We start from the raw sequence: 16,750 nt of genomic DNA, 5'->3' as shown, positions 1-16,750 counted from the left end.
TCATTAATCGTTATTATGACGTTTATTTATTACTTTAGTTTCACCAAATAGTTTGAACCAAATATGACCTATATTTTTTTTCGGAAAGTGAGCGGGAATGAAGTTGGAAAATCCAAACATCTTCTTCGCCAACTTTTGCTGTTCTGCATATTTTTTCTTTGTTTAAATGCCGTAACCTTTGCAAGCAAAGTACCACCGGACGAACCAGATTCGGTTTATCTTTTTACTTACAATAATAACGGACTTTGCTTTGCCTGGAGCACTGATCAAAAAAACTGGACACCTATTGGAGCTGGCTATGTCTACTTAAATTCTGATTATGGAAGATGGGGGTCAGAAAAAAAGATGAATTCGCCCTATCTGATTCGCGGTAAAGATGGAGATTGGGTTTGCGTCTGGCAGATCAATACCTATACCCATCAATTTGCTTCGGCAACTTCAAAGAATCTCATTGACTGGAGCCCGCAAAGTTATCCTTATCTCTCCTTAGGGAAAAATGTATTGCGTCCCGTTATTACCTACAACCCACAAAAAGAAAGTTATAAAATTACTTATGCAGATGCAGATGGTAAATACTACGTTACAGAAACCAAGGATTTTAAATTCTATACACCAGTGACTGAAGCAGGCGCCACAGCCTACCAAAACCACACAATAATTGCAGATCTTGAACAAAAAACAGAAGGCCAGGTTCACCGTGTACCCTGGTCTGTAGTGGCCGGACTTAAAAAAGCCCATCAGCTTATCCAATATAAAAATACACTCAATAGAGAAACTACTAAGGACGATCCAGAGCGTTTTGCAGGTTTAAAGCCATTGGAGATAAAATTGTCAGCTCAAATGGCACTTGCAAAGCCGATTAGTAAGCTGCTGACCGGAGTCTTTTTTGAAGATATTAACTATGCCGCAGATGGCGGACTTTACGCAGAACTGATTCAAAACCGAGATTTTGAATATCATCCAGGTGATAAGAGCTATGAAGATAAAAACTGGAACAGTAAATACGCGTGGTCACTAAAAGGCGATAAGGCAACATTTACAGTCGATTCTTTAAACGGCATCCACTTAAATAATCCTCATTATGCCCTACTTAAAATAAATGAACCCGGGGCTTCTTTATTCAATACAGGGTTTGACTCTATCACCGTTAAAAAAGGCGAAACTTATCATTTTTCAACTTTTGCAAAAGCTTTCGAGGGAAAAAACATCTCGCTAACGGTGAATTTAGTAAGCGCTAAACAAGGTGTGCTGGCACAGAAAAAGTTGTCTATTTCTTTGGGATCATGGAAAGTCCTTAAAACCTCTCTGATCTCATCGTCCAATGCCAAAGATGTGTCGCTTGAAATTACCGTAAATAGTGTGGGTAGTTTGGGGCTTGACATGATTTCCCTATTTCCAGAAAAAACCTATAAAGGCCATAAAAATGGCCTTAGGGCTGATTTGGCAACTACAATTGCAAATATCAAACCTAAGTTTGTCCGTTTTCCCGGAGGCTGTGTGGCACATGGTGATGGTATTGCCAATATTTATAAGTGGAAAAACTCAATCGGACCATTAGAATCACGTAAACCAGACCGCAATTTGTGGGGCTATCATCAAACTATGGGCTTGGGATATTTCGAATATTTTCAGTTCTGCGAGGATATGGGCGCCGAGCCAGTGCCGGTAATTGCAGCCGGTGTGCCCTGTCAGAATTCGGGAACCGGAGGAGGTGGCCAGCAAGGGGGAATCCCAATGTCTGAAATGCCACAGTATATTCAGGATATCATCGATCTGGTAGAATATGCCAATGGGGCTATCAATACCAAATGGGGTAAAAAGCGGACAGAAGCAGGTCACCCAAAACCTTTTAACTTAAAATATATAGGAATTGGCAATGAAGACCAGATGACAGAAGTTTTTAAAGAGCGATTTACCATGATCTATAAGGCCCTGCAAAAAGCCCATCCGGAAATTACGGTGATTGGCTCGGCAGGACCATTTTTTGAAGGTACAGACTATGAAGAAGGCTGGAAGATCGGATCGGATTTAAAAGTGCCAATACTAGATGAACATTATTATCAGTCTCCAGGTTGGTTCATCAATAATCAGGATTTTTATGATCAATATGACCGGAGCAAATCCAAGGTTTACTTGGGTGAATATGCGGCAAGTTTGCCTGGTGGTAATAGAACGAACTGGGAGACCTCACTTTCGGAGGCGCTATATATAACATCCCTGGAGCGCAACGGAGATGTAGTAAAGATGGCTTCCTACGCACCTCTTATTGCAAAGGAAGGTCATACGCAATGGAATCCAGATCTTATCTACTTTAATAATGACGAAGTTAAACCAACGCCTGGCTATTATGTGCAGAAGATCTATGGACAGAACGCTGGAGATCAATACATTCCAGCAGATCTGATTTTGAAAGATCAGCCAGAAAAAGTACGCAAACGGATTGCTTATTCCATTGTGAAAGACAGCGAAACAAATAGCATTATTATAAAAATAGTGAACCTGTTACCTGTTTCCATGAATACAACCATTGATTTAGGTGAAGTAAAAATTGATGGTATATTGGCAACAAAAGCAACATTGGTTGGCAAACCCACCGATAAAACCGTGACCCAGACAATCGATACCGTCACCTTAAAAAAGGGTAGTCCAATAAACCTGCCAGCATATTCATTTACTATGGTTCGATTTGTGGAGAATTGAGAGAGATGAATCAGGCAATGGACTAGTGGGTAAAAATAAGTGATGTATATTTGAATGTTCTTATCCCTTTAAAATGTCAAGTTTTAATCAAGAATTACATATAACATACACCAGCAGTCTTAATAAGGCTCTACAATTTATAGATGAAAATCTCGATACAAGTTTGTCTTTAGAAATGATTTCAAAAGTAGCTTGTTTTTCACCGTTTCATTTTCACAGGATATTCAAGGCTATTACAAACGAGACATTAAATGGTTACATCAATAGAAAGAGAATTGAAAAAGTAGCTTCTGTTCTAATGCATAAGCCGGAAGTAAGCATTACTGAGCTTTCACTTTTATTCGGTTTTACTAGTAATTCTTCCCTCACCAGATCTTTTAAAAAATATTATAATATAAGTCCATCTGAATTCCGTAAACAAAAAAAAAGCAGATTTAGCAAGATCAGTAAAATTGAAAGCAAGAATGGACAAGAGCTGGTCGTCTTTGAGGAATACATTTGCAGCATTGATCATCTTAAAAATTGGATAGAAATGAATGCAAAAATTGAAATCAGGGAAATGGCTAATTTAGAATTAGCTTATGTAACAAGCATTGGAGAACAGGGAATTGCTACAGCTTATGACACGTTAGTTAAGTGGGCAACCCCATTAGGTTTACTGAAAAATCCTGAGACAAAAATGGTCACTATTTATCACGATAGTTTTAAAACCACAAATCCAGAAAAAGTTAGAATAAGCGCTTGCATTAAGCTAACGGAACCAATTAAGGTGTCAGGAAATATTGGAAGAACCTCCATTGAAAAGGGTAAATTTATTGTTGGAAGTTTTGTAATTGGGCTCACTGAATTTGAAAAATCCTGGAATAGCCTTTTTGTATGGATGGCAGAAAATGGATATAAAAAAGCTGATCGGGATCCTTTTGAGATCTATCATAATGATTATAGAGTACATCCAGAGAAAAAATGTATCGTAGATTATTTTATACCGATTTTGTGATATAGCTCAAAACTTCGTCTTATTCATTATTGACAGCAATGGACTAGAAAAGCCCCATTGAGTCTGAACCAAAAACAGTTTTTAAACAACTAATAAGTAAGGCAGAAATTTCAAGTGAAAAAGCCAAACTCTCTTTACGGACTGTAAAGAGGGTTTGGAGCCAAGATGGGCTCGAACCATCGACCAAAAATTATGAGTACCATGGCGCTAAGAATCGTGAGTCCCATCTTCCGAAAAACTATATTTTATATAAAACAGCCCTCCCTTCATTTTTACTATTTTTCTTACTTACTTCCTTCCAACTACATTTACAAAAGCCCTGACGATCCCTTTGCCATTCTGACCAGTGATCTCTTCGGTCATTTGTTTCACTTCAACATCTACGAAACCTGATTTGCTGAAAAACATTTTCACTTCATTAGTATCGTAAAAAGTAAAATCAGAGCGTGTCCAAGGCAGATCTATTCCGATTTTTTTTTCCATAAAGGCCAGGCTAAGTTTTCCTCCAGGTCGTAACACACGATATATTTCCTTTAAATGGGCTACCGGGTCTTTCCAGAAATAAATGGTATTTACCGTAAAGCAACCATCAAAGAAATCGTTTCCTATAGCTAATGTACCGTCTTCTTTTGCCAGACTAAATTGGGCAGTACCTGCATTTATTTTTAATGCGGGGGCGGACAGGGCCCCGAGTACCACTGTCTCAGAAATATTGTTTCCATAATAACCAATCCCTATCACTTTTTGAAAAAGAAAAGGAAGGTATTCCCTGCTTTTAAAGCCAATCTCTAACACCAGAGAATGGTCGGCCAATCTCAGCGGATCCACAGTTTTGGAAATCATGGTACGGCAAAAAGGTGAAACTTCACGCTCTATTTTTTTGCCTGTTATGTCATCAGGACGGCGTGCCTGCGTACTTGTTTCTTTAAAATATATCTGCTCTTCCATGTTTTGCTTTCTAAAATCTCTTTCCAGATAAATTCTATCAATGATCTCAATTTCCCTTGAGCTTATTAATCCGCAAAAGTGAGAAATAGCTACTCCGGAGATTTACACAAAACGGATTTTCTTTTGCAAGAAAATGTAATTTTTGAAAATCTTTACAGAAAACATCCATTTTTTTTATCATTATTGCCTCTATGGCAATTAATGTTGGTAAGGATTATGGGGCCTTGAAAAAGGTAGGCAGGAATTTTGAGCCTTTTTCTAATCAGGGGCAATTCGTTAAAGAAAGCAGGAACAGATACCATTTTTCTTTTAGTGATGCTGAACTCTGGCAAATCAAGACTCCGGATCTTTATATCGTATACGGCGACATTTCATTCAAACAGCGTCAAATCTATTTCAGGCCGACTAACGAGCTGCCGGATATGGTTAAATTGCGTTTCACCTTATCTGGCAACGGAAACATATATAATGCAGTGAACAAGCAGCACTATGTCTTTAGTTCCAATCAGCAAAACATCATTTACATGCCAGAACTGGATGGTACAGGTGAATATGATACGGACAGTAATTACCGCTTCTTTGAGGTCCATTTTGCTAAGGACAAATTTCTGCAACTCGCCGAAAATTCGACCAGGGCACTGCAGGTTTTAGCTGACCATCTGGATGCTGGACGTTATTCACAAATGGCCGAACAGAACCTGCCGATCTCCTGGGCTATGCAAAATTGTATGCAGGAAATCCTCAATTGTACGTATACAGAAGGACTACGACTCTTATTTATCGAGTCAAAATGTACAGAATTGCTTGTGCTCCAGGCCGAGGCTTTTGAAAGTGATGTTTTTAAAAATGAAAATTCGCCCCCACAATCTGCATACGATAAAGATTGTATATATCAGGCCAGAGATTACCTGATTCAGAACATCCAGCAACCACCCTCTATTGCACAACTGGCAAAGGTATGCGGCATTAATGAATTTAAGTTAAAAAAAGGATTTAAGGGATTGTTTGACAAAAGCATATTTGGTTATTTAAGTGACCACAAACTCAACTACGCTAAGCAGCTGCTGCTAGAGGGCATACCTATAAAGGCTGTAGCTTTTCAATTGGGTTATTCTTCCGTTCAGCATTTCAGCAATGCATTCAGGAAGAAATTTGCTGTCCCGCCGGGGAAAGTAAGGATGTAAAATTCATGTTCCCTTTAACCCCATTTACCTGCATATGGGTCCATCTCAACTTAAAGAACTGTAATCATTAAGCTTCCAAAGTCAGTGAATTTAGAAGAAGATATCAATGTAATCTGTAGTTTCGCCATCACAGTTAAGCATCTGCTGTAGCCGCCAGTATTTTCTGGTGCCGGTTGCCTTGAAGATAGAAAGACCGGTTCGTTCACAAGGCCGTCCGCCATTAATCATATTAATTTTAGATAGGATCCTACCGTTAAACTTCAGCGTATTTCCTCTGTCAAGAAATGTACCTTTGATAGTTACATATTCCTTGGTAGCCGGGTCTGTTTGCCCACCTTCAATGCTGTATTCGTCTTCACCGATTGATTTGATGCTAACACTTCCCGGGCTGGCCTTGTTGAAACTGATCCACTGAATAGTAAAGACATGCAAGCCTGTGCGCAAATGCTTCACATGGGACCTGGTCTGCGTTGCAAAAAAGAAGGTTAAAGCGATGAGCAAAATGTATTTCATAATTAATTAATCTTAAGCAGTCAGCCTGCCATAACGGGCGGGTACTAACTCTTTTTACGCTGTTATAAAGTTAGTAGTTACAGGAGGTTGTGTAATTGCTGTGTTGTCAATAATAGACATAACCGGTGCTAAGCTTATTTTTTCACCACCATAATCTTTCTGATCAGTGCATCGTTTATTCCGTTGGTAAGCGATACCGCTGTCCCGTTTTTCCAATACGTTGCCTTTGAACTGCTGTTCGGTGAAGCCATATATCCCGCAACATAAATGTCATTGTCCAATACAGCAATACTTAGCGCTTCAGCACTTTCAGACACACTGGTAAGGGTGACGGCATTCCCGTTTTTCCAGTATTTAGCTGCAATTTCCTTGCCGTCGGCAGAAGGTCCCGATCCTGCGATATAGACATCCGTTCCTGAAATGGCAACAGCACTCCCCCGCGAATTCTGGGTACCATCTGAAATCACCTGTGGATTCCCAAAATTCTTTGAATAACTGGTTTTAAGATTGCCACTGCTGTTATACGATGCGGACCATGCCATATAAATTTCATTTCCGGCAGTAGTGATTGCCTGGTCTGCGGCATAGGTGCTTTGGTCACTTAAATCAGTAAGTATTCCATTCTTCCAGTAGCATGTTAAAGGGGTAATTCCATCCGGGCTTCGCTCACCGATGACATAAATATCATTTCCTGCAATGGCCATACTGCTTGCTACAGCGTTAACAGATCCATCAGTCAATGAAATAGCGGTGCCGTTCTTCCAATACCTTGCTGTCCACTTTGCGTTTCCGCCCATGGATTGCTGTCCGGCTATGTAAATATCATTTCCCTGTATGATGATGTCATTGGCCATGGCATCGGAAGTACCGTCCGTAAGATCAGTGGCCACTCCGTTCTTCCAGTATTTTGCTACGTACTTACCATTACCGTTTATTTCGTAACCGGCTACATAAATATCATTTCCAAGCATTGCTATGCCGTTGGCATCAGAACTCCCGGTTCCTTTACCAAGGGTAACAGCAGCACCGTTTTTCCAGTAGGTTGCGACGTATTTATCGCGTCCTGCTGCATACACGTCCTTCTCCGGCTGGAGAGCAGGCTTATCATCATGTTTTTTACTGCAGGCTGCAAAAAGAACGGGCAGCACTAAAACCGCGAAATAATAATGGAATAGATTTTTTCTTTTCATGTTGATAATTGACAAACTGATGCAAGGCATGGCCACGCAAAGTTATCTGTATAATAATCGTTCCAAAACATATGGGTCTCCCATGAATACTTATCAACATCAGTTTAACAAGCCATCAGGAAGGCAAAACGAAAAATTGGATTTGATTAATGGAATGAGTTTATGATAATCATAATTAAAACACGATGCAGGTGGACTTATGAAAACATTTAAATTCAATTATCTCGTAAGCCAGCCTCTTATTAAAGAATGAGGGAATAATGATACTCATCTTAAATGCAACACTTAAACTCCCATATCGGAGAGCGAGAAAACTCAATATTAAGTCGTACCATCAACTCAACGCTTTATGTGCTGAAAGAATCATTTTTAAACCATAAAAAGTAGTGGAAACCGCCATACCGATACCAGTAAACGCAAGCACTGCTGATTCGTTGAGCATTTTGTTCAGGCTAAAAGTAATCGCGAAAAAGGCAATAAGTATGCTCCATGTCCCAAGGTAATAATCGAATTTCCTTTTGAATAACTTAGCCAGAGGAATGAAGTGTAATCCTACGACCAGTGCAATGGCTGGCATTATTAGTTCCCGATGATGTAGATTGATTACAATATTTACTGCTATAAATATTCCTATTCCTTCACCAGCGAGAATAATTCCAAACCGTTTACCCCTTTTCTCTTCTTCATCCAGATCTGCCAGTGGTTGACTTGGTAAATTTTGAGCCTTCCTAATTAGGCGAAAAGCATTATAGATAAATATCACACATAGAATTGGAAAAATTAAGAGCAGCCATCTATAACTGGTATCTAAAAGTCCGTAATAAGCACAACTTGCCCAGAAGAATGTGAAGACCGCCATCATTGACAAGCCACTAGCTATTCTCTTTAAAGCTATATTGCTAAGCATAGCAAGTTTCATATCCATTTGGTCAAAATTTCATTAAAATTTAGAGTTTTCGTTGGAAAACAGGGAGGAAGTTAATAATTTATTTGCAGTGTATAAAATCTGACAAGTTAGTATTCCCTGATTAATAAGTAAGTTAAAAAAGGTGGTGATGGGATATTAAAATATATAACTGAAAACGTTTAATTGACATTCAAGAAGCTAAATAGAATACCGCTGAATTTAGTTAAGGAATATCAAGTATTTTGGTAGACCTGAATCACATTAGTGCAGTATATTTGGTTACCCCAACAACGTATCGTGCCATATCATTGATTGAAGAAAAGCTAAAAAGACAATAATCAATCCAAACATAAATACATTATAAGCTGCCCTTAATAACCTGTATTTTCTGCCGAGAACCACGCCCTGTATATATTCATCTTTAATAAGGCTTTGGTATAAAAAGTCATTATCGCACAATACATGAGTCATTCCTGCAGAATAATCATTCATCTTCATTTTGTAGAAATTCCCAAAAAAAAGAAGATTTACTTTTTTAGTTGATAAATCTTTTGCCGTGAATTTACCATTTGGAAGTGAAGGTCTGGTTGCTAGAATAGCGAGAATCAAGGTAATAAGGCTGGTGGCCAGTAGAATGAGCGACGGAATTATCAAATGAAGTGTATCCTTTAAACGTCCAATCCCAAGACTAACAATCGCCGATAGAATAATAGAGTTAACCGTAATCAGAATTTGTGCTTTATTATCCGCCATGTCACTTAGGCGGTGATCATTGCCAGCCGTGATTTTAATTAGCATTTCAATGGAAGATTTTAAATCAAAATCTGACACTGGCACTATATCTATTGATTTTTTCTCATTATTCATATCAAGGGGCGGTAAATTTTAAGAAATTATGTTTTCTTACAAAGATATTAATCATTTTCAAAATGTTAACTGAAAGCGCCGACCTGTAACATGCGTATTTTGGCAAGTAATTGAGTCATTTGATGAATTTTAATTACTATTGTATAATACATAATTTGAATAGAAATAATTTATATTTTTTCATCATCTCAAAATTTCAGTCCTTATCCCCGTCATATATATTACTGAGCAGCTACTTAGTGTAAGTTAACTGCAGTCCTTTTTAAATATAATTTTCTACAAATGATAGAATTACACCCCTTTGGCGGGTTAATTTAGAACCAAAAATTTAGCTGCTGGTATAGCCACCAAAATTAATCCAGGGAATCCAACATTATTGATGCAAATTTCTATGCATCAGGATATTTCTATTTACCTAAATTAGCTGAGGAAAATAAACGAAACTATAGAATTGAAAAAAAGAAATATCCTGGTGATTATCGGAAGTGCCAGTAAAGACTCCTCGAATAGCAAGCTCATTGATGAATTTACTAAGCTTAGCCGCTCAGAATTCCAGGTTACTACAGTTGATGATCTTAGCGTATTGCCTCATTTTGATCCTTCCCTTACAGAGCGATTGCCAGGTGTTGTTAGCGAAGTACTAAACCGTATTGAAACTGCTGATGGAATCGTAATTTGTTCACCGGAATATATTTTTAGCATCCCTGCAAGGCTCAAAAATTTAATGGAGTGGTGTGTGGCAACTACTGTATTTCTTAATAAACCAGTCGGTTTAATAACGGCATCAGCAGATGGGCGGCAAGGACATGCTCAATTAAAACTGATTATCAACACATTGGGCGCCGTAACTACTGAAGATGCAGAGCTGATCATTAGCGGAATAAAAGGCAAATTCAACGAAAAAGGGGAATGCGAAGATCCGGAACTCCTTGCAAGGCTAAATAAATTTGAAGAAGGGTTAAAAACTCTGCTTGCAAACAAGTAAAATAAACCTGATTGAAGAGCGGGGCTGTTAATTTGTTATACTATAGCTTTGTGTGATGCTTTAAATTCAATAACAATATATCTTCCTCCATACTAAGCTCCTTTATATTGCGAGACACGCTAAATTTTTAGTGGCATAACACAGTTGAGGTTTTCTAATTTATAAACTTCTGCTCAAATTCAGACCTATCTTAGCTAATTAAATGAAAACGTTATGGAGCCATTTTATTTCAACTAGCCTTGGTCAGAAATTCGTGGCTTTGATCTAATTATTATTACCGTATTTCAACCTGATCAAAAAATGAAGAATAACCTATATCCATTGCATTTTGCAAAATCGGCTTCTATTAAGATGTAAATTTACTTCTAGCTGAAACGAATACCAATTGCAAATCTTATCATTGCAATTCATCAGAAAAAAGAAATTAAAATGGATAAAAACTTGTTGCAAATAGGAGCTCAAGCATTAAGAAAAGCAGCACTGAATGAAGATTCAAAGGCGTATATTTTAGCTAATCCAGTCCTATTTCAACTTTTCAAGAAAGCTGCTGATAGGTATATTGGAGGTGAAACCCTTGAGGAAACAATCGTTAAAGTCAAGGCTTTAAATAATTTAAAAGCCTCCATAGAATTTATGGGAGAAAGTACCAGAACAGAGCAGGAATCGAACGACTCAACTCAAGAATTTATCCGTATTTGTAAACAAATAAGGTCACAGCATTTAAATGCCACAGTATCTTTAGATCTATCCCATATAGGTTTATCCGTATCAAAAGATCTTTGCCTGAATAATTTAAATGCTATTTGTAATGAAGCCTCTAAATCAGATATTGAGATTATTATAAGTGCAGAAGGAACTGAAAGGACAGACGCCATTATTGATACTTATAAAAAGGCAATACAAAATTATGATCATTTGGCAATAACCCTGCAGGCCTATCTATATAGAACGAAAGACGATTTTAAGGAGATTAAAAAAGAAAGTGGTAGAATCAGGATTGTGAAGGGCGCATTTGAAACAGCTAGTGGGCATTCTATGCCCAGAGGTGAAAAACTTGATGATACTTATTTGGATTATATTGATCAGTTACTTGCGCAAAACCATAAATGTTCAATAGCTACACATGATCCAAAAATACAAGAAAATGCTCGATTACTAATTCATAAACATAAACCGGAAAAAGAAATCTATGAGTTTGAAAGTTTATTTGGCATATGCAATGATCAACTTTTCTCGCTTAAAGATCAGGGCTATCAGACCAAGCTTTACTTTGTTTATGGAAAAGAGTGGTACTTATATCTATGTAATAGAGTAGCAGAATACCCGATGAACATATTTCAAGTATTAAACGACATTATACAATAGGCCATATAGCTAATTTCGGTCTTATTAACTGAGTTTAACTAAAACGCTTCCTATTTTCATAGTTTGCTTTTTTACCAGGCGGATTTATCTATATGAAATGTTCCATCCGTTACAATACTGGGGGCATCATCTGGGCAGTCATTTCTTTGTTAATTCTGGCATTTAAAGCATTTAAACAATATTAAAATTATGCATTTATCCGTTCATATATTATATAATCGCAAACCTATTGTGATCATCAGTTTATTCCTAATTTTTATGTCTCAAAACTTTATGGCAACAGCTCAAGACTCATCAGAAGAACTACTGTACCCATGGAAAAGCAAATCTGGTTTAATGGGCTATAGTGATCAGAAAGGCCAACTGAAAATTCAACCGCAGTTTAAAGATGCCAGTCTTTTTACCAATGAATTTGCAATTATAGAAAAAGACGGTCATAAAGGAGTAATTAATAAAGAAGGAGTGATTATTATTGGCTGCAAGTATGATGAAGTACAATTGGCTGCTGTGGGAAATGAAACTCTTGCGATTACCCGAAAAAAATATAATGCATGGTGGAGAATCAACCAATGGAAACTATTCCCCGGTTTTTCAATCATGGGTGGTGCCAGAGATAAAAGATTTTTTGATACGGAAGTTCAGAGAATGAAATGGGAAATTACCCTGCTCAATAACAAACAGACATTTGTCAGCACAGACCATCGGAATGGTGCCTATCCTTATGAGACTTCCAACATCAGGCACTTTAAGAATAAAGTATTAATTAACGATCATTTATACCAAATTGACAAGAGGAATATCAAGCTTCTATCAGGACTCTTTAAAGGCTTTTTGATAGACTCCACACTTCTGCGCCAGCAAGGGGACTTGTATCAAATTGTGGATTTGGATTTAAAACGTCAAGGTGAGGCTATTTTTAACATTCCCAGAGTGGTCAATTTAAAAGTAGGTGAAGATCTGAAGGAATTAAACACTGTGAGCAGAATTTCCGGCATTGAAGTAAAGTTTGATTTTATGGAAGATCAGCAAGCCCATATTTACATATACCCCGATTTAAAAAAAATCTTCCCTCTGCAGATTAACAGATATTTAGATGACAATACCAACGCCTCTGAAATTATCGGGAATGCAAAAATGATCTGGTCAGTACCTGAAACTGATTATTTTCTCATTTATAGCATCATTCATCTGCAAAATGGATTTTACCTCCTTCATAAAAATGGATTCTGGGAAAGTGACAAAACCAAAACTAAAGATTTTGTTGTCACCTCCAATAGTGGCAATTTAATGTATCCGACAGTGCATGATCTTGGAATGGATCCTTTGCTTCCTCAAAACTTTTTGGTCAAAATAATCGAACAAACACGTGATCATAAACACTGGTTTGCTGTATCTGGAACGACTAAGTCTGATTCCCCCTCAATTTCTGGAATTTTTGACAGTGCTGGTAAAAAATGGATATTGCCTATGAGCTATAGTAGCTTAGAGCAAATGAAAGGTTATCCATACATCTGGAAATTCGAATTTGAATCACAAAGTGACTATAAAAAGAAAAAATATGGTTTAATTGATATTAAGACAGGAAAGATCATAATCGATCCTATCTATACTACTTTAACTGCAGATGGAAAAGCGGGCATTTACAATGCGGACAAATGGGAATGGTTTTATATCAATCCGATAACAGGAAAGGAATACAGAGAATGTGATTCTAACAAACAATACTGATTTGAATAGGACAATTGACATTGATATCTTAGCATTATGATGGTTAAATGCACGATGTCAGCATAGCACTGCTGGAGAAGAAGGGAAATCAAAATAATCCAGAATATCTTCTGGAAGTAGTAAACTTATAAGGGTAATGGCCGCTTCACTCAAAATGCCAATGGATGATTGGTTATTCTACTGCAAAAAAATAAATTATTTCATTGCACCCAAATTTTCCGCTTGATCAGGAATTGTTCGCTTCCATACGTCCGTAAAAAAAAGTAGTTCAAATATTTATTAAGCAATTGAATGGATCTATTAAAAGAGAAAAACCCTATTGGGCTCGAATCAAAAAACAACCTTTACGCTACTATTAAGGCATATAAATATTCCGACAAAAAACAAAACCCTCTTTACGGACTGTAAAGAGGGTTTGTGGACCTGACTGGGCGCTTCTCGAATTATTTCCTATCTGATTTATGTTTAATTGCCGATTTAGCAAAAAAATTGCCTAGACCTCGCTTTGAGTAATCTTGCATATAGTTATCAAACTGGAATTTAAGTGTATAATTCAAAAGCGTTCAAATTATCAAATACTCATCATCAAAAACTAAAAATTAGATTTGAATAATGGAATGAGTTTATGATAATCCATAATTAAAATAACAATGCAGGAGGACTTGTAAGGCCAATTAAATTCAATTATCTCATGAGTCATGCTTTTATTAAAAAATGAGGGAATAGTGATAAGTGTATATCGGTTACTCATAGAGATACTGCTTTCATTCAATAAAGGTTTGACGAAATTCAAAAGGAGAAAGTTTAGTCTTAGCTTTGAACAACCTGCTGAAAGATTGCGAATGCTCGAAGCCCAACTCATATGCAATTTCACCAATTGAAAGATCAGTAGCGGAAAGCTTTTCTTTAGCCTTTTCAATTAGTATACTTTGTATGTGCTGCTGAGCACTTCGCCCAGTTAAAGTGCGCAGCATATCGCTAAAATAGCTTGCAGACATATCCATTTGTTTTGAAACTAATTGCACTGTGGGCATTCCCTTTCTTAATGCAGTATGGTCATTGAAATATTCCTCTAGAAATTCTTCGAGCTTTTGTAATAGGTTGCTGCTTGCAACTTTCCTTGTAACAAACTGACGTTTGTAAAACCGATTGCTATACGTCAATAACAATTCTATTTGCGAGATGACGACCTCTTGAGTAAGATCGTCAATCGGTAATTTGAGCTCGGCATCAATTATCTTAAAAATAGCGATAATTGTATTTTTTTCCGCCTCCGATAAATGCAGTAGCTCGTTTGATGTATAGGAGAAATATCCATACTGCTTGATTTTCTTTGCTAAAGGGTAGGTCAGCAAAAAATCTGGGTGTATGAACAAAGTGTAACCAGAATGGTCACCGTCTTCGGCATAATTTGATACAATCTGATTTGGAGATATGAAAAACATTCCCCCTTCATCAAAGTCGTATAAATTCTGGCCATATTTAAACTGCCCACTCGGATTGGTAAAATAGGACACTTTGTAGAAGTCCAAAATGAATGAATCTGTTAATTTATATGATTTAATACGGTCGTCTATATTATTAACAACGCTAACCATCGGGTGCAGGGGCTTTGGCAGGCCCAGCACCCGATGTAATTCAGATAAGGAATTAAATCTATGTGGTTTATTCTTTCCCCTGTTCATTATTCAAAGCTACCTTAATTATACTCTTTTTACCAAGGACATATCCCGGTTTCTGGATCGGTATCATCACTAAAAAACTGGCCTGTAGGCCCATCGGCATCAATCATGGCTGTTTTAACTAAACGTGCAGCTGCAACTTCTACTGAGTCAGTACCTTTATAATTATTCATATCGGTCGCAACATACCCTGGGTCAACTAAATTTACCTTAAATCTTGTTTCACGTAGGTCATAAGCCAAATGAATAGTGTACATATTCAACGCGGTTTTCGAAGAGTTGTAAACAGCACCCTTAGCCTGGTAAAACTTCCAACTTGGGTCATTGTGTAAAGTTAGAGAGCCCAAACTGCTAGTTACGTTCACAATTCGCGGCTCTGGAGACTGTTGCAATAAATCCAGAAACGCTTGAGTCACCAGAACGGCACCAAAGAAGTTAGTTTCATATACTTCTTTGAAAACAGAAATATCAGCATTTGTCGTTTGCGGCCAAGGTCCAGTAATACCAGCATTATTGATGAGTACATCTAAGCCTGTTGTTCTTTTACCAATAGCAACACGCGCTGCTCTTATTGATTCAGGATCACTTATATCTATTTGGACCGCCTCAACTTCATACAAGCCTTCAGCTTTAAGCTTCTTTACAGCTTCTTGGCCAGCTTTCAGATCCCGGCTACCCAAATAAATGTGGTAACCCTCTCCTAACATTTGACGTGCGGTTTCAAAACCGATTCCTCTATTAGCTCCAGTAATTAGTAATGTTTTCATGGACTTGAATTTTTTCTACAAAAATCATTTAAATTAGCCACTTCTTTGTAACCGAATTTAGGAATATTGTAGCTGAATTAATGAACATATGCTTGCTGTGCATCAATGCAATTATAAAAAGCAACATCTTTGTCGGTGTGGGTACCACCACCGCTTAGATGTACCACCTTTTTTATACTGAAAAGAAATAGTCTCTCAAATACTCATCTCATTTTCGAGAAAAAACGGTGGAATAATCAAATGCTTTCTAACAACATCAGTTGCTCAAACTGGTTTTTTTTGATGATTACCTAGTAAGGAATAGAATACTCCTTAACACCTTATGCAAAAACTCTAAAACGTATATAGAGGGCTTTTATGAATCGGGATTGAATCACCGGCAGAAGATATTAAAGCAGTAAGCGATTATAAATGACGTTATCTTCTTTGTTTTTCCTGATCCATTATAACATCTTTGCTTTATTCTTTAGTGTAATTTGGAAGTTAAATTTGTAATCCAGTAAGCGCCATGCTTAGTTGCCTATATGTAATAGTTGCTATTTCCTATATTTGGTTATGACGGAATGCAGAGGACTCGGTAATATGACTGACACTGAGCAACAACAAGTGGATTAATGGCTAGATCCAATTCAAATAGTTAGACTCTCAGACTAATCATTGTCACAACACAAAGCTTGAATTCCAATTTTGGTTGGAATAATAGGCCTAGCACCGGCTAATCCTTTGCTGTAAAAAACAGTAGCAGCTTGCTGTAAGATATTTTCCTCTGTAGTCATAGGTACGAATATATTAACTAACCAATTGGTTAACAATAAAAATGTTGTTTTTTTATCAGGGGACTATTCTTCCCTTCGAATTGAACCGATGTGACAGTTACATCCTATCATGGTATGCCGTGGCCAAAGCACTCCTATCAG

The 16,750-nt window shown here is 37.3% G+C and carries 13 protein-coding genes; 6 read left to right on the top strand and 7 right to left on the bottom strand.

From position 1 onward, the window contains the following. The first annotated feature begins 63 nt into the window (after positions 1-63). The gene (locus AB3G38_RS23035; RefSeq protein WP_367866038.1) at positions 64-2,700 is read left to right on the top strand and encodes an alpha-L-arabinofuranosidase C-terminal domain-containing protein; all 2,637 of its coding nucleotides are present in this window, start codon (positions 64-66) and stop codon (positions 2,698-2,700) included. 73 nt (positions 2,701-2,773) lie between these two features. Next, positions 2,774-3,697 carry a GyrI-like domain-containing protein gene (locus AB3G38_RS23030; RefSeq protein ID WP_367866037.1) on the top strand — a complete coding sequence of 308 codons (924 nt, stop codon included), beginning with the start codon at positions 2,774-2,776 and terminating at the stop codon, positions 3,695-3,697. Between the two features lie 288 nt (positions 3,698-3,985). Here the strand turns inward: AB3G38_RS23030 and AB3G38_RS23025 are convergent, their stop codons facing one another. After that, the gene (locus AB3G38_RS23025; protein ID WP_367866036.1) at positions 3,986-4,645 is read right to left on the bottom strand and encodes a methyltransferase domain-containing protein; all 660 of its coding nucleotides are present in this window, start codon (positions 4,643-4,645) and stop codon (positions 3,986-3,988) included. A gap of 191 nt (positions 4,646-4,836) precedes the next feature. On the opposite strand from AB3G38_RS23025, the gene AB3G38_RS23020 reads away from it, so the two are divergent. Beyond that, positions 4,837-5,829 (top strand): helix-turn-helix domain-containing protein, encoded by a 993-nt coding sequence (locus AB3G38_RS23020; protein ID WP_367866035.1) that lies wholly within the window; start codon positions 4,837-4,839, stop codon positions 5,827-5,829. A gap of 90 nt (positions 5,830-5,919) precedes the next feature. Here the strand turns inward: AB3G38_RS23020 and AB3G38_RS23015 are convergent, their stop codons facing one another. From AB3G38_RS23015 to AB3G38_RS23000, 4 genes are all read right to left on the bottom strand, one after another. Further along, the gene (locus tag AB3G38_RS23015; protein ID WP_367866034.1) at positions 5,920-6,342 is read right to left on the bottom strand and encodes a hypothetical protein; all 423 of its coding nucleotides are present in this window, start codon (positions 6,340-6,342) and stop codon (positions 5,920-5,922) included. Positions 6,343-6,476: 134 nt separating this feature from the next. Further along, positions 6,477-7,532 carry a hypothetical protein gene (locus tag AB3G38_RS23010; protein WP_367866033.1) on the bottom strand — a complete coding sequence of 352 codons (1,056 nt, stop codon included), beginning with the start codon at positions 7,530-7,532 and terminating at the stop codon, positions 6,477-6,479. Between the two features lie 334 nt (positions 7,533-7,866). Continuing rightward, positions 7,867-8,457, bottom strand: coding sequence for a hypothetical protein (locus AB3G38_RS23005; RefSeq protein WP_367866032.1), 591 nt, complete (start codon positions 8,455-8,457; stop codon positions 7,867-7,869). A gap of 261 nt (positions 8,458-8,718) precedes the next feature. Continuing rightward, a complete protein-coding gene (locus AB3G38_RS23000; protein ID WP_367866031.1) occupies positions 8,719-9,306 on the bottom strand; it encodes a Pycsar system effector family protein in 588 nt (195 codons plus the stop codon). Between the two features lie 451 nt (positions 9,307-9,757). On the opposite strand from AB3G38_RS23000, the gene AB3G38_RS22995 reads away from it, so the two are divergent. The 3 genes from AB3G38_RS22995 to AB3G38_RS22985 all read left to right on the top strand — a co-directional run bounded on the left by AB3G38_RS22995 (position 9,758) and on the right by AB3G38_RS22985 (position 13,384). Next, a complete protein-coding gene (locus tag AB3G38_RS22995; protein ID WP_367866030.1) occupies positions 9,758-10,291 on the top strand; it encodes an NADPH-dependent FMN reductase in 534 nt (177 codons plus the stop codon). 429 nt (positions 10,292-10,720) lie between these two features. Next, entirely contained in the window at positions 10,721-11,656 is a 936-nt protein-coding gene (locus tag AB3G38_RS22990; protein WP_068400086.1) for a proline dehydrogenase family protein, read from the top strand. Positions 11,657-11,929: 273 nt separating this feature from the next. After that, positions 11,930-13,384 (top strand): WG repeat-containing protein, encoded by a 1,455-nt coding sequence (locus tag AB3G38_RS22985; RefSeq protein ID WP_367866029.1) that lies wholly within the window; start codon positions 11,930-11,932, stop codon positions 13,382-13,384. A gap of 764 nt (positions 13,385-14,148) precedes the next feature. Here the strand turns inward: AB3G38_RS22985 and AB3G38_RS22980 are convergent. Beyond that, positions 14,149-15,069, bottom strand: coding sequence for a helix-turn-helix domain-containing protein (locus AB3G38_RS22980; RefSeq protein ID WP_367866028.1), 921 nt, complete (start codon positions 15,067-15,069; stop codon positions 14,149-14,151). Between the two features lie 29 nt (positions 15,070-15,098). Beyond that, on the bottom strand, positions 15,099-15,833 hold the full coding sequence (locus AB3G38_RS22975; RefSeq protein WP_367866027.1) for an SDR family oxidoreductase: 735 nt from the start codon (positions 15,831-15,833) through the stop codon (positions 15,099-15,101). Positions 15,834-16,750 lie beyond the last annotated feature (917 nt).

Source organism: Pedobacter sp. WC2423, assembly GCF_040822065.1.
GTDB lineage: Bacteria > Bacteroidota > Bacteroidia > Sphingobacteriales > Sphingobacteriaceae > Pedobacter.
The sequence above is the reverse complement of the archived record's forward strand: the minus strand, read 5'-3'. Positions and strand labels throughout refer to the sequence as shown.

Bases quoted from the DNA above. Each gene is read 5' to 3' on its own strand.
- AB3G38_RS23035 (WP_367866038.1), top strand. From the start codon at position 64: ATGACCTATATTTTTTTTCGGAAAGTGAGCGGGAATGAAGTTGGAAAA.
- AB3G38_RS23030 (WP_367866037.1), top strand. From the start codon at position 2,774: ATGTCAAGTTTTAATCAAGAATTACATATAACATACACCAGCAGTCTT.
- AB3G38_RS23025 (WP_367866036.1), bottom strand. From the start codon at position 4,645: ATGGAAGAGCAGATATATTTTAAAGAAACAAGTACGCAGGCACGCCGT.
- AB3G38_RS23020 (WP_367866035.1), top strand. From the start codon at position 4,837: ATGGCAATTAATGTTGGTAAGGATTATGGGGCCTTGAAAAAGGTAGGC.
- AB3G38_RS23015 (WP_367866034.1), bottom strand. From the start codon at position 6,342: ATGAAATACATTTTGCTCATCGCTTTAACCTTCTTTTTTGCAACGCAG.
- AB3G38_RS23010 (WP_367866033.1), bottom strand. From the start codon at position 7,532: ATGAAAAGAAAAAATCTATTCCATTATTATTTCGCGGTTTTAGTGCTG.
- AB3G38_RS23005 (WP_367866032.1), bottom strand. From the start codon at position 8,457: ATGGATATGAAACTTGCTATGCTTAGCAATATAGCTTTAAAGAGAATA.
- AB3G38_RS23000 (WP_367866031.1), bottom strand. From the start codon at position 9,306: ATGAATAATGAGAAAAAATCAATAGATATAGTGCCAGTGTCAGATTTT.
- AB3G38_RS22990 (WP_068400086.1), top strand. From the start codon at position 10,721: ATGGATAAAAACTTGTTGCAAATAGGAGCTCAAGCATTAAGAAAAGCA.
- AB3G38_RS22985 (WP_367866029.1), top strand. From the start codon at position 11,930: ATGGCAACAGCTCAAGACTCATCAGAAGAACTACTGTACCCATGGAAA.
- AB3G38_RS22980 (WP_367866028.1), bottom strand. From the start codon at position 15,069: ATGAACAGGGGAAAGAATAAACCACATAGATTTAATTCCTTATCTGAA.
- AB3G38_RS22975 (WP_367866027.1), bottom strand. From the start codon at position 15,833: ATGAAAACATTACTAATTACTGGAGCTAATAGAGGAATCGGTTTTGAA.